Below are 13,114 nucleotides of genomic sequence, written 5' to 3' on the forward strand. Positions count from 1 at the left end.
GGAAGCTTTGTTTCACGCTCTTAAAAAATTTAAAAATTCTCATTTTTATTAGGGATTCACGCATAAAAAAAGCGGTGTATTTATCCATAAAAAATAAGATAAGCACACCGCTTTTTTTTGCTATATTATGCAGGAAAAGATGAATTACTTAAGCTGCTTCTTGCTCGGAAGCTACATCGTCTACTGTTTTAATTTTAAAGTTTTTAAAAACAACTGAACCTATAAACCCAGCTAATGCTCCCGCTAGTGCGCAAAGTACTGCACAAATTGTGACCTTCATAGGGTCATTAAACCCAAACATCACTGCAAGTCCTGCGATTGGCGTTGCCGTGCCTGCAGCATCATTTACCAATCCGAACAGAGCCACAACTACACCGGCTAGTGCACCTCCAACAAAGTTTGTAATGTAGATAGGAATCGGATTTGCTGAAATAATATTCGCTTGTGTTAAAGGTTCAACTGCAACTGAAATAGTTGTACGACGATCCCCAATTTTTAATCGATCAAACAGCACATAGTTCATGAAAGAAGAACCAAACACAGCAAGAGCTCCAATCGCCATAGGCAATCCCGTTAACCCTAGCATAGCCGTTAAAGCCATTGAGCTAAGCGGAGCCGTTGCTACTACTGTAATCACTCCCCCTAAAATAATTCCCATCAAAATAGGGCTAGCACTTGTTGTATCTTTGATAATTCCTCCAATATTTAAAAGCGTCGCATCTACAATAGGTGAGAATGCATTACCAATTAACCTTGTTAAAGGTGCTGCAATTAAGATGTTGCCTAATAAGTCTAGACCAGCAGGTGCCTTTTTCTCAATAAATTTCACTACAAATGCCATGAGGTATCCCGCAAAAAATCCAGGGAGCAAGCCTAGCCCTGAACACACCACCCCCATCATAAGAGCATATACAGGAGATACTCCTAACGCCAAAGCAACTAGTGCTGCCGCCGCAACTCCTCCCATTCCTCCTGCAGCCTTTCCTACTTCACCTAGGAATGAAATACCTAGTAAATCTCCTCCTACATATGACTGAAAGGCCTCTACGAGAAACGCAGCTACCGCTCCGCTTGCCAGAGCCCCCATTGCTTTCATGCCATAAGGTGCCTTGTTGCTAAACAACCAAAATAAAAATAAAACTAATAATAATAAACCTGTTCCTTTTAAAATATCCACTGTTGTCTCCCCTCTCATGCTGTTTTCTTTCACATTTGACTCAATCAGTTTTCAAAACTACCATACAAACGGGTTCTTTTCAACTAATATACCTAACATACCGAACAATTACAACATTTAAAAGTAAAATAGTTCGTATTTAACTTAAAAAACACAAAAAATAAGCACCCCTCAGGAGGGATGCTTCTTTTTTTGTTATTCAATTGCAAAAATGTAAGAATATAAAGGTTGATCTCCTTTATGAAGCTCTACCTCAACTTCTTCAAACGTTTCTTCTACAAACGATGTTAGCGCTTCAGCTTCATCATCTGAGACATCCTCTCCTTGAAGAATCGTAAGGATTTCCGCTTCGTCATCAATCATATAAGTCAAAAGCTTTTTCGCTGCTTCTAATTTCTCTGAATCTTTTACGACGATTTTCTTTTCGGCAATACCCATAAAATCACCTTTAGCTAATTCAAGACCATCAATATTTGTATCGCGAACTGCATACGTTACTTGTCCTGTTTTCACGTGCTGTAGAGCTTCTGTCATTACTTCCTCGTTTTCTTTTAAGCTTTGCTGAGGATTAAATGATAGCAGCGCTGTCATTCCTTGAGGAACCGTTTTAGACGGGACAACCGAAACGTGACTGCCGGCAACAGCAGCCGCTTGGTTAGCAGCCATCACAATATTTCCGTTATTAGGTAAAATCAGTACCTGTTCAGCATTTGTTTCTTCAATCGCTTTGACAATATCCTCCGTACTTGGATTCATTGTTTGTCCGCCTTCAATGACAACCGTTGCCCCAAGGCTCTTGAACAATTCAGCAATTCCTTTTCCCATTGACACAGTAACAATGCCAAAGGGCTGTTTTTCAGCATTTTTTACTGCAGGCTTTTCTTCACCTGAAACAATGCTGCTATGCTGTTCTCTCATGTTTTCAATCTTCATTTTAATTAAACTTCCATATTGCTGCCCGTAGTTTAACACTTCTCCAGGATGCTCAGCGTGAATATGAACTTTCACGATTTCATCATCAGATACTACAAGCAATGAGTCGCCCCATTTACTTAAGTCTTGACGAAACGTTTCTTCAGAAAATGTTTTAGCTGCAGGCTTATCCTCTTCCAGCCTTACCATAAATTCTGTACAATAGCCAAATTCAATATCTTCTGTATTCATATGGCTTTGCGCATGCTTATGATGCTCAGCATTTACGAGTTCATTCATCGAAGGAGCTGACATGGGTACACCCGGAAGTTTTTCACCTTTTAATTCAGCTAAAAACCCTTCATAAATTAAAACAAGCCCTTGACCTCCGCTATCCACTACGCCTACTTCTTTTAACACGGGTAAAAGATCTGGCGTGCGATTTAACGAAGCATTAGCTTCCTTAAGTACTTCTTCCATGAACAGAATCATATCAGATTGCTTTTTAGCAACAGCCGCTGCTTTTTTAGCAGTATCCTTAGCTACTGTTAAAATAGTTCCTTCGATTGGTTTCATAACAGCTTTATAAGCAGTTTCTACCCCAAGCTCAAGAGCTTCAGCAAACTCAACTGTTGTAATCGCTGACTTTTGCTCAACCGATTTCGCAAAACCGCGGAATAATTGAGATAAAATAACTCCTGAATTACCCCGCGCCCCCATCAATAAGCCCTTAGACAAAGCTTGACTCACTTGGCCGATGTGATCAGATAGTTTATTTTTCACTTCTTTAGCACCAGACGTAATCGATAAGTTCATATTTGTTCCAGTATCACCATCTGGTACAGGAAAAACGTTCAGCGCATCTACATAATCTGCATTGTTAGATAGATGCTGGGCTCCTTGAAGCACCATTTCTCTAAACCGCTTTCCGTCCAACGTTGTCATTGACACGAATCTTCCTCCTTAATTAAACGTTCGTTACACGAACACCCTGCACATAAATATTTACTGAATCAACCGTTAAACCAACCGTTTGTTCCAGTGTGTATTTTACTTTTGTTTGCACATTATGAGCAATTTCAGAAATTTTTGTTCCATAGCTTACGATAATGTACATGTCGATATGTACGTCATCCTCTTCTTGTCTTACCACAATACCTCGTGTAAAGTTTTCTTTGCGAAGAATTTCTGTAAGACCATCTTTAAGCTGATTTTTTGAAGCCATTCCGACAATCCCGTAACAATCAACAGCTGCTCCTCCAGCAATTGTGGCAATTACATCTGTAGAGATATCAATTTGACCATATTTCGTTTTCATTTCGATGGACATACTCGTTCCCCTTTCTACTTTCATAGGTTATAAATATTCTACTATAATCAATCTCGTTTTAAAAGAGGCGTCCAGCTTGTCCCTTTTAAAGATGACAGTATTAGGTATCAACTTATCTTAAAATAAGTAATAGCCCAGGTTATACCTATTTCTACTCTCTATATTATTGAACATAGATTCATTTTATATGTCAAGGAAAATTTCTTGAAAGCTTTTCTCCAGAACTATTGCATTCTCTGTAAGGCTGTGATAAATTAATATAGTATTTCTCAAAACAGAATTGAGTAGTTTTTTTGGTGTTAGGAGGGAAAATCATGGCACGCAAATGTGTAGTAACTGGTAGAAAAGCTCGTTCAGGTAACGCACGTTCTCACGCAATGAACGCTACTAAGCGTAAATGGGGTGCTAACGTTCAAAAAGTACGTATCTTAGTGAACGGTAAACCAAAACGTGTGTACGTTTCAGCTAGAGCCCTTAAGTCTGGTAAAGTTCAACGCGTTTAATCTTTATAATGAAAAAGCACCATATTTTATGGTGCTTCTTTTATTATTCCGGCGTTGTTAATCTTTTTTGAACGAATTAAGCATGACCTTTACGATGCCACCTAAAAACTTTGGAAGTTTGATTGTATAGAATTTCATACTGTCCCTCCTAACCGTCTCCACACTTTATCTCCTTTTAAAGAAAGCCCTATGTCCTGCTCTCATTTTCCATACTTCATCACAAGCAACGTTTATCATTGCTTCTTACCATCATTAATATGCCTTTTGTAAATGAAAAAGTACCTCTTTGTTGAATAAGTTCATTGCTAATACATAAAGTTGAGCCGAGTTCTACTTCATGCTTATTGAGCGGATATTTGAAACCTTCTAGCGTAAGCTCTTTTACACCGCCTGCAAAAGGAACGAATGAAATATAGTGAAACTCCTTTAAACGATCAACATGATAAGTGCCTGGTTCAAACAATTGAATGATATTTTGATTGTCAATCATTTGTACATTCGCTTTCTTTTTTAACCCTTTGTACAGAAGCTGAATGCTTCCAAACATGTGGTCAAGCCTTCCACCTGTTGCTCCAAAGATACAAATACTGTCCGGTTTTTGCCCTATTGCCCACTCAAAAGCAAGTTCCAAATCCGTTGCATCTTTTTCTGCAGGATACAATTCAACATCTTGTAATGCTTCTCTCACTAGCTTAAGCTGCGCATTTGTAATGGAATCAAAATCTCCGAATGCTTTTACGGGCAAAATGTCTTGTTGAAGAAGAAGGAATACGCCACGGTCTACTCCTACCCACTTTACATCATTTGATTGGTGCAGGGGTGGCATATGTTCATCCGGTCCCCCTGCTAGAATATGAATTTTCATTATGTATATGCTCCTTTTCTATTAAAAAATGGACGAAATAAATATGTTTTCTTTATCCTAAAAGAAAAAGCTGCTGTGTACAAGTTCTACTCGTTGTACACAGCAGCTTTTATTACTTACGCTTGAACAGTTGTGCGAATTTGACTAATTGCGCCAGCTCGATCTTCTTGATTATAAATAGCTGAGCCAGCCACTAAGACATTCGCTCCTGCTTCCACACATTTTCTTGCTGTTTCTTCATTAATTCCTCCATCAACCTCTACTTCAATAGAAAGGTGACGAATTTCAATAAGCTGAGAGATTTGCTCAATTTTTGGCAATACACTTGGAATAAAGTTTTGTCCTCCAAAGCCTGGGTTCACCGTCATTAATAAAATAAGATCGATATCTTCTAAGATATGCTTTACCACGTCAATTGGCGTTGCAGGATTTAAAGCAACGCCTGCTTTCATGCCGTGCTCTTTAATTAATTGAATGGTGCGATGCAAATGAGTACACGCTTCAGCATGTACCGTTAAAATATCAGCACCTGCCTTTGCAAACATTGGAACGTATTGATCTGGGTTTTCAATCATTAAATGCACATCTAATGGCAGTGTTGTGACAGGGCGTACAGCCTCAACGATAAGCGGTCCAATTGTAATATTAGGAACAAAATGGCCATCCATAACGTCTATATGGATGTAGTCTGCTCCACCTGCTTCAACTTCACGAATTTCTTCAGCAAGCTTTGAAAAATTAGCAGATAAAATGGAAGGTGCGATTTTTGTCATTTTTAATACCTCGGCTTTCTTTGCTTAATTTCCTCAATAAATTGCAAGTAATGTTCGTAGCGATAACTCGGAATTTCTTTTTGTTCGTATGCTTCTTTCACCGCACATTTTGGTTCTTTCACATGCAAACAACCTCGAAATTTACACTGTTCACTCAAACGCGACATTTCAGGAAAACAATCGGTTAACTCTTCTACTTCTAATGTTAAAAATTCTAGTGAGCTAAAGCCTGGCGTATCGGCTACTAAACCTTCACCAAACGAAATCAGTTCTACATGACGTGTTGTATGCTTTCCTCTTCCAAGTGACATTGAAATATCATTTGTCTTTAATTCAAGCTCTGGTTTAAGTGTATTTAACAGTGAAGATTTACCTACACCTGACTGTCCGGCAATAACCGTTACGCGATCTTCAAATAACGGCTGAATTTGTTCCATGCCTTTTTCTGTGACTGTCGACGTTAAAATGACCTCATATCCTATTTTACGATATTCTTCGGCATATTGCTCGATTTCTTGCTTTTGCTGCTGTGATAAAAGATCTACTTTTGAAATACAAATAATAGGTTCAATATGATTAGACTCCACTAACACTAAAAATCGGTCAAGAAGCATTGTGCTAAAATCAGGTTCAATCGCTGAAAAAACAAGCAGCGCCTGATCAACATTTGAAATAGGGGGACGAACTAATTCATTTTTACGTTCTTTAATTTCAAGTATATATCCTTCAAGCTTATTTTCCGCCTGAAATACTACATTGTCACCGACTAAAGGCGTTACCTTCTTTTTACGAAAAACACCTCGTCCTCGACATTGCGTTACTTGTCCGTCATGAAGAACATAATAAAATCCGCTAAGGGATTTAATAATTCTTCCTTCTGGCATAACCTCACTCCTATCACTCTGGATATTCAACGTCTTTTTCTTCAATAACTTCCCCGTCTCGGACAATTTTATAAGACGCTTTTTCATTTTCATCAACTAAAACATCGAACGATTCTTTTGTTGTTTCAGTAATCGTTAGTTCTTTAGCAGGAACGGACATATCGTTATCTGCATCTTCGATATAAATTTGTACTTTTTGCGGCTTTGGCTTTTCTTCTTCTGTTCCGGTGGCATCGCCTGTTTCTGTTGCGTCGCCTTGTTCCGTACTTGCTTCGGTGTCAGTCTCTTCTTTATACGGAATAGTCACATCCACTGACACCGTTTGAGGAGCTTTTGGCTCCTTGCCCATTGAGACTGTAATGGTGAGCTTATCACCTTGCTCGATACTCTGCTCCGCTGCAGGCTTTTGAGACATCACAAGACCTTTTTCAACAGTGTCGGAATACGCTGTTTTTACGTCCACTTCAATATCTTCATCTGATGCATAATCTTTTACGCTTTTTTCCGTCCAGCCCGAGAAATCCTTTAATGTAATCTTCGGCGGACCCTTACTTACCCATAGCGTAACCGTTGTATCTTCCGGCACGACTTGTTCGGTTTCTTTAGGCGTCTGATCTGTAATATTGCCTTTCGGTTCTGTGCTTTCAACTTCGATGGATTGGATATCTTTATAATTCTGCTTTTCTAACAGACTTTTTACTTCCGTAAAGCTTCTTCCAATGTACCGGTTAAATGCTTCTTTTTTCTTTCCTGTACTTCGATAAATAATGACATTAGATCCTTCTTTGATAACGTCTCCGGCTTCTGGCATCGTTTTAACCACGTCGCCTTCTTCCACCTCATTATCGGATATATCTTTAGGATTCTTCACTTTAAAGCCTAAAGAAACTAAATCGGTTACTGCTGATTCATAATCTTGATTATGTAAATCAGGAACCTTTACGTCTTTTGGCAGTAATAAAGCCGGAATAAATGTAACAGCGGCTACACTAGCAGCTGCCAGTAGCAAAAAAATTAAAACAAGCGTTACAATCAGCTTGCTTTTGCCTTTTTTCTTTTTCTTCTTTTTTTTCTTCGGCTTTAACTCTTCTTCCTCTTGTTCTTCCCGCTCTAAGTGAGGTGGTTTTCTCACAGGTACGTGCGTTTCTTCGGATTCAACAAAATCCTCCTTAATAACTGGAATGGCTTTTGTCACTTCTTCATCATCAGGCACCGTAAACCTTTGTTCATTATAACGATTTGGATGAACAGCAGACTGTAAATCCGCTTCGAGTTCTTCGACGGAACTGTATCGGTAAAATGGATCTTTAGTTGTTGCTTTTAATACAACATTCTCCACGCTTTGAGGGATAGATGGATTCCATCTTTTTGGAGAAGGTGTTTCTGTCTGTAAATGTTTTAATGCAATTGACACAGCCGATTCCCCAGAAAAAGGGACTCGACCCGTTAGCAATTCAAATAGGACGATGCCAAGCGAATAAATATCAGACCGCTTATTCGCAAGCCCTCCCCTTGCCTGTTCAGGAGATAAATAATGAACAGAGCCCAAAACAGAATTAGTATGCGTAATGGTTGTAGAACTTAGTGCTACGGCAATGCCGAAGTCAGTAACTTTAATGGTATCATCATGATCAATTAAAATATTTTGAGGCTTAATATCCCGGTGAATAATTCCGTACTGATGAGCATGGGCAATAGCTGATGTAATCTGCGTCATAATATGTATGGCTTTATCAAGAGATAGTGGTGATTCTTGCAGAATGTATTGCTTTAATGTCATACCCGGTACATATTCCATGATGATATAGTAAATATCTTCTTCTTCTCCAACATCATAAATGCTGACAATATTAGGATGAGCAATACTCGTAGCAGATTGTGCTTCTCGATGGAAACGCTTTATAAACGCATCGTCACTTGCAAAGTCTAAACGAAGCACTTTAATTGCCACATCACGATCCAAAATCATGTCGCGACCTAAATAGACGTTTGCCATTCCGCCTCCACCAATTACTTGCAATACCTTATAACGGTCGTTTAGCCGTCTACCTATTAGCAACACTCTCACCCACTTTCAGATGTAAAGTCCACAATTGCAAGTGTAATATTGTCTTCTCCACCAAGCTCATTTGCTAATTGAATCAGGCTCGTACCCTTTTCGTGAAGTGATGAACTTGTTGATAACGTTTCGTTCAGCTTTTGTTCCGTTACCTTATTTGTCAGTCCATCTGAACATAATAATAATCGATCTTCTTTTTCCACTTCAATTGTTTTTACATCTAAACTAACATTTTCTTCGGTACCTAGTGCTCGCAATAAGATATTTTTTCGTGGATGATGCTCAGCATCTTCTTTTGTGATTTGACCATTTTTTACGAGTTCATTCACAAGAGAATGATCTTCTGTTACTTGTTGAAATCCATATTCATTTGAAATATAGCATCTGCTGTCTCCTATATTACCAATCGCACAAAACGTATCGGCGCATAGAGCAAGTACAACTGTTGTACCCATACCTTTACACTCTTCATGCTCCTGAGCATACTGATAAATATCTTGATTAATTTGCGAAACATGCGTACGAATCCACTGCGTTGCCTCATCAGGAGACGTTACTTTGTCCGCTTCTTCCCACGCTATTTGCAATTTTTGAACCGCCATCTCACTGGCGACGTCGCCAGCTCGATGACCTCCCATACCATCAGCCACAATTGCAAGCAGCTGATTGTGTTGGTTCAAAAATACCCCTCCGTTATCTTCATTGTGTTGTCTAACTCTCCCTCGGTCTGTCATGAAGACAGTTGCCATACAATCACCTCGTCTCTTCTTTACGCTCCTTCGCACGTAATTGGCCACAAGCTGCATCGATATCATGACCTTGCTCACGTCGAATAGTCACGTTAACGCCACGCTTTTTAAGCGTACGTTCAAATGCAAAAATCTGTTCACGCGGTGTACGAACATAATCACGCTCAGGCACATAGTTTACCGGAATCAAGTTCACGTGACATTTAACGTCTTTAATCAAATCCGCTAATTCCTCGGCATGCTCTACTTGATCGTTTACTCCTCCGAATAGACCATACTCAAAGCTAATACGTCTTCCCGTTTTATCCGTATAATATTTAATAGCTTCCATCAAATCAGGAAGTTTGTACGCACGGTTAATTGGCATTAAGCGTGAGCGGATGTCATTGTTTGGAGCGTGAAGTGAAATTGCAAAATTGATTTGCATTTTTTCATCAGCAAACTTATAGATTTTCGGAATGATTCCACTTGTCGATACTGTGATATGACGTGCACCAATATTTAATCCATCATCACTGTTAATTGTTTTTAAGAAGCGCATCATTTCATCATAGTTATCAAACGGCTCCCCAATACCCATAATTACGACAGAGCTCACGCGTTCTCCTTGTTCATCTAGCGCTTTTTGTACTTTTACTACTTGCGCTACGATTTCTCCAGCTTCTAAATTACGCTTTAAACCTCCAAGAGTAGACGCACAGAACGTACAGCCGATACGACAGCCAACTTGAGTCGTTACGCAGACAGAATTTCCGTATTCATGACGCATAAGCACTGTTTCAATCGTATAACCGTCATGGAGTTCGAATAAAAACTTCATCGTGCCGTCCCCAGACGTTTGCTGAACAACTGTTTTTAATGTCGTTAATGCAAATTTGTCTTTTAATTGTTCACGTAATCCTTTAGATAAGTTTGACATATCGTCAAAGTCCGTTACGCGTTTAACATATAACCAGTCAAAAATTTGTTTAGCACGGAACTTCTTATCTCCGTGTTCTACTAACCAATTTTCTAGGTCGTGCATTTCTAATGAATAAATAGATGGTTTTTGCGGTTTTTCTTCTGCTTTTGCTTTTCTTTTAGCTACTTCTTCCATTTTTACACCTTCTTCTGTAAACATGCAATATAAAATCCATCGCTTTGTGCATCTGGCAGCAATTGAATTTCACCATGTTTTACGTTTTGTTTAAGCCTTTGCGGCATCCGTGCAGCAAGTGTTTCATCTTTTTGGAAATCAGCATGATCTGTTAAAAATGCTGCTACAACATCCCCATTTTCATCTCGGTCAATTGTACATGTACTATATACAAGGGTCCCACCTTTTTTTAATAAAGGCGCAACCGCATTTAAAATATCTTGTTGAATACGCGCCAGCTGCTTTACATCTTGCTCAGTTTTTGTATATTTCAAATCAGGTTTTCGTCTCATTACACCAAAACCTGAGCACGGGGCATCTACTAAGATGCGGTCAAACATTTCTTTATCAAACTGTTCGCCCGCTTTGCGGCTGTCTTGAACCGTCGGCTCAATATTGGTAAGATGCAGACGCTCTGCCTGCTGGGCAATCAGCTTTACTTTATGGTCATGAATGTCCAAGGAAATAACTTTACCACTGTTTTTAAGCTGCTCTGCAATATGAGTTGATTTTCCTCCCGGTGCAGCACAGCTATCTAAAATTAGCTCTTCTGCCTCTGCACCGAGCGCATGAGCCACTAACATAGAGCTTTCATCTTGAACGGTAAACATTCCTTCACGAAATGCTTGTGTATGAGCTGCATTTCCTTTTTGAACTTCTAGCGCTTCTTCTACAAAATGGCCTGGTTCTACAACAATCCCTTCTTTTTCAAGCGCTTCTTTTACTTCATTTTGCGTAAAGCGTGCACTGTTTACTCGGATTGTTTGTTTGGGGGCCATTAAATTAGCTAAACAGATTCCGCGTGTTTTGTCCAATCCATATTGTTCCACCCAGCGTTTTACAAGCCACAATGGATGACTCGTTTCAATCGCCAAGCGCTCCACAGGACTTTGTATTTCTTCTAAAGAAGGCGTGCCGCTGCGCTGAATATTTCGTAAAACGCCGTTTACCATTGAGGCAATTCCTTTGTGACCGCGTTTTTTGGCAATTTCTACTGCTTCATGAAGGATTGCCCGGTCCGGCACCCGGTCTAAATATACCATTTGGTAAAGAGATAAACGAAGCAGCACTCGCACCCAAGGCTGAAGCTTTTTTGGATTTTTCAAGAAAGGCGCTAACCCGTAATCTAACGTATCACGTCTTTGAATCGTTCCATACACAATTTCCGTTAACAGTCCTGCATCTTTTCCTTGAATACCCCGTTTTTGTATGCTGTTATTTAACAATAGATTGCTGAATGCCTGATTTTTTTCAATAGCTAGTAAAATATCTAAAGCTATGTCTCGAACGTTGTACTTACTCATTGACATCCCCTAATACTGTTCCGACTTCAACGGATGTACCTCGTAAATACTGCGCTGCATCCATACGTTTTTTTCCAGCCGGCTGAAGTTCCGTCACTTTAATAGCTGTTTCATTTCCAGTTGCTACTATAAATCCATCCTCTTCAAGTGATAAAACGGTACCCGGTTTGCCTGATGCGGATACTTTCTCTCCCCACCAAATTTTCATGACCTGACCGTCTGCTGTTGTATAAGCAACGGGCCAAGGGTGAAGTCCGCGGATATGGTTATAAATTTCTTCTCCTGTACGGGCCCAATCAATTTTCTCTTGTTCACGCTTAATGTTAGAAGCAAATGTCGCTTCGTCATCGTTTTGTTTAACCGGCGTAATTTCACCTTTTACAAGAGAAGGAATGGTTTCTGAAAGCAATTTTGCACCAGCAGCGCTGAGTTTATCATGAAGTGTGCCAACGTGATCACGTTCTTCAATCGGAACTTCTACCTGTGTTAAGATATCACCTGCATCTAATTTTTCTACCATATACATAATTGTAACACCAGTTTTCGGCTTACCTTGTAGAATTGAATAATGAATCGGCGCGCCTCCGCGCAGTTCAGGTAACAGAGAAGCATGCACGTTAATACAGCCGTATTTAGGCGCTTCTAAAATAGGTGTTGGTAAAATTTGACCAAAAGCCGCTGTTACAATTAGGTCAGGCTCATACGCTAACACTTGCTGATATTCTTCTTCTAAACGAATCTTTTCTGGCTGCAGTACAGGTATTTCATGCTTTAACGCCTCAACTTTTACAGGAGGAGGTGTTAATACGCGCTTGCGTCCTTTTGGTCGGTCCGGCTGTGTAACCACTGCGACCACTTCATATCCATCTTTAAGTAATGTTTGTAAAACCGGCACTGAAAAATCCGGCGTTCCCATAAATACGACTTTCATCGTGTAAAACCTACCCTTCTAGTTCATCCTCTTCGTAATACTTTGTTACTTTTTCCGTGAACAATACACCGTGTAAATGATCAATTTCATGCTGAATTGCTCGTGCTAAAAAACCTTTTGCTTCTATAAAATAAGGTTTTCCTTTACGGTTTTGCGCACGTACTTTCACATAATCAGCTCGAGCCACGTCACCAAAAAGGCCCGGAAAACTTAGGCAGCCTTCTGGACCGATTTGTTCGCCTCGTTGCTCAATAATTACCGGATTAATTAACTCAATTTTACCGTGTCGGTCATCCACGTCTACCACTGCCACTTGCTGCAGAACTCCTACCTGAGGAGCAGCTAGACCCACACCGTCTGCTTCAAGCATTAAATCATACATGCCGTTTAGTAATTTCGCTAATTTATTATCAAAGTTTTTAACGACTTCACATTCTTGTTCAAGTACTTCATTAGGATGGTAAACAAGCTTAAGCTTAGCCAAATAGGCAC

At 39.7% G+C, this 13,114-nt stretch carries 14 protein-coding genes; 1 reads left to right on the top strand and 13 read right to left on the bottom strand.

What is annotated here, in order from left to right:
• Positions 1-148: 148 nt before the first annotated feature.
• The 3 genes from LAV82_RS02845 to LAV82_RS02855 all read right to left on the bottom strand — a co-directional run bounded on the left by LAV82_RS02845 (position 149) and on the right by LAV82_RS02855 (position 3,419).
• Positions 149-1,177, bottom strand: coding sequence for a PTS sugar transporter subunit IIC (locus LAV82_RS02845; RefSeq protein WP_016765419.1), 1,029 nt, complete (start codon positions 1,175-1,177; stop codon positions 149-151).
• Positions 1,178-1,372: 195 nt separating this feature from the next.
• Positions 1,373-3,040, bottom strand: coding sequence for a DAK2 domain-containing protein (locus LAV82_RS02850; protein ID WP_029320552.1), 1,668 nt, complete (start codon positions 3,038-3,040; stop codon positions 1,373-1,375).
• A gap of 16 nt (positions 3,041-3,056) precedes the next feature.
• Entirely contained in the window at positions 3,057-3,419 is a 363-nt protein-coding gene (locus LAV82_RS02855) for an Asp23/Gls24 family envelope stress response protein (RefSeq protein ID WP_013058913.1), read from the bottom strand.
• Between the two features lie 314 nt (positions 3,420-3,733).
• Between LAV82_RS02855 and rpmB the strand changes: the two genes are divergently transcribed.
• On the top strand, positions 3,734-3,922 hold the full coding sequence (rpmB, locus tag LAV82_RS02860) for a 50S ribosomal protein L28 (protein WP_013058914.1): 189 nt from the start codon (positions 3,734-3,736) through the stop codon (positions 3,920-3,922).
• 57 nt (positions 3,923-3,979) lie between these two features.
• On the opposite strand, the gene spoVM is transcribed toward rpmB, so the two are convergent.
• The 10 genes from spoVM to def form a co-directional block, all read right to left on the bottom strand.
• Positions 3,980-4,060: a stage V sporulation protein SpoVM gene (spoVM, locus tag LAV82_RS02865; protein ID WP_016765421.1), complete on the bottom strand. Its 81-nt coding sequence runs from the start codon at positions 4,058-4,060 to the stop codon at positions 3,980-3,982.
• Between the two features lie 79 nt (positions 4,061-4,139).
• Positions 4,140-4,787, bottom strand: coding sequence for a thiamine diphosphokinase (locus LAV82_RS02870; protein ID WP_013058915.1), 648 nt, complete (start codon positions 4,785-4,787; stop codon positions 4,140-4,142).
• 116 nt (positions 4,788-4,903) lie between these two features.
• Positions 4,904-5,560: a ribulose-phosphate 3-epimerase gene (rpe, locus tag LAV82_RS02875; protein ID WP_013058916.1), complete on the bottom strand. Its 657-nt coding sequence runs from the start codon at positions 5,558-5,560 to the stop codon at positions 4,904-4,906.
• 2 nt (positions 5,561-5,562) lie between these two features.
• The gene (gene rsgA / locus LAV82_RS02880) at positions 5,563-6,444 is read right to left on the bottom strand and encodes a ribosome small subunit-dependent GTPase A (RefSeq protein WP_013058917.1); all 882 of its coding nucleotides are present in this window, start codon (positions 6,442-6,444) and stop codon (positions 5,563-5,565) included.
• 13 nt (positions 6,445-6,457) lie between these two features.
• The gene (gene pknB, locus LAV82_RS02885; protein WP_028410789.1) at positions 6,458-8,503 is read right to left on the bottom strand and encodes a Stk1 family PASTA domain-containing Ser/Thr kinase; all 2,046 of its coding nucleotides are present in this window, start codon (positions 8,501-8,503) and stop codon (positions 6,458-6,460) included.
• A gap of 5 nt (positions 8,504-8,508) precedes the next feature.
• The gene (locus tag LAV82_RS02890) at positions 8,509-9,252 is read right to left on the bottom strand and encodes a Stp1/IreP family PP2C-type Ser/Thr phosphatase (protein WP_013058919.1); all 744 of its coding nucleotides are present in this window, start codon (positions 9,250-9,252) and stop codon (positions 8,509-8,511) included.
• 4 nt (positions 9,253-9,256) lie between these two features.
• Positions 9,257-10,348, bottom strand: a complete 1,092-nt coding sequence (gene rlmN / locus LAV82_RS02895) for a dual-specificity RNA methyltransferase RlmN (protein ID WP_013058920.1) — start codon at positions 10,346-10,348, stop codon at positions 9,257-9,259.
• 2 nt (positions 10,349-10,350) lie between these two features.
• Positions 10,351-11,691 (bottom strand): 16S rRNA (cytosine(967)-C(5))-methyltransferase RsmB, encoded by a 1,341-nt coding sequence (gene rsmB, locus LAV82_RS02900; protein WP_499715642.1) that lies wholly within the window; start codon positions 11,689-11,691, stop codon positions 10,351-10,353.
• Positions 11,684-12,622: a methionyl-tRNA formyltransferase gene (fmt, locus tag LAV82_RS02905; protein ID WP_013058922.1), complete on the bottom strand. Its 939-nt coding sequence runs from the start codon at positions 12,620-12,622 to the stop codon at positions 11,684-11,686. The genes rsmB and fmt overlap by 8 nt, the downstream gene beginning before the upstream one ends.
• A 10-nt stretch (positions 12,623-12,632) precedes the next feature.
• Positions 12,633-13,106, bottom strand: coding sequence for a peptide deformylase (gene def / locus LAV82_RS02910; protein ID WP_013084828.1), 474 nt, complete (start codon positions 13,104-13,106; stop codon positions 12,633-12,635).
• Positions 13,107-13,114 lie beyond the last annotated feature (8 nt).

The sequence above is a fragment of the Bacillus sp. ILBB4 genome (assembly GCF_035064545.1).
Taxonomy (GTDB): domain Bacteria; phylum Bacillota; class Bacilli; order Bacillales; family Bacillaceae_H; genus Priestia.

What these genes read in the sequence shown, in the direction of transcription:
- LAV82_RS02855 (WP_013058913.1), bottom strand. Translation starts at nt 3,419, where the DNA reads ATGTCCATCGAAATGAAAACGAAATATGGTCAAATTGATATCTCTACA.
- rpmB (WP_013058914.1), top strand. Translation starts at nt 3,734, where the DNA reads ATGGCACGCAAATGTGTAGTAACTGGTAGAAAAGCTCGTTCAGGTAAC.
- spoVM (WP_016765421.1), bottom strand. Translation starts at nt 4,060, where the DNA reads ATGAAATTCTATACAATCAAACTTCCAAAGTTTTTAGGTGGCATCGTA.
- LAV82_RS02870 (WP_013058915.1), bottom strand. Translation starts at nt 4,787, where the DNA reads ATGAAAATTCATATTCTAGCAGGGGGACCGGATGAACATATGCCACCC.
- rpe (WP_013058916.1), bottom strand. Translation starts at nt 5,560, where the DNA reads ATGACAAAAATCGCACCTTCCATTTTATCTGCTAATTTTTCAAAGCTT.
- rsgA (WP_013058917.1), bottom strand. Translation starts at nt 6,444, where the DNA reads ATGCCAGAAGGAAGAATTATTAAATCCCTTAGCGGATTTTATTATGTT.
- LAV82_RS02890 (WP_013058919.1), bottom strand. Translation starts at nt 9,252, where the DNA reads ATGGCAACTGTCTTCATGACAGACCGAGGGAGAGTTAGACAACACAAT.
- rlmN (WP_013058920.1), bottom strand. Translation starts at nt 10,348, where the DNA reads ATGGAAGAAGTAGCTAAAAGAAAAGCAAAAGCAGAAGAAAAACCGCAA.
- rsmB (WP_499715642.1), bottom strand. Translation starts at nt 11,691, where the DNA reads ATGAGTAAGTACAACGTTCGAGACATAGCTTTAGATATTTTACTAGCT.
- fmt (WP_013058922.1), bottom strand. Translation starts at nt 12,622, where the DNA reads ATGAAAGTCGTATTTATGGGAACGCCGGATTTTTCAGTGCCGGTTTTA.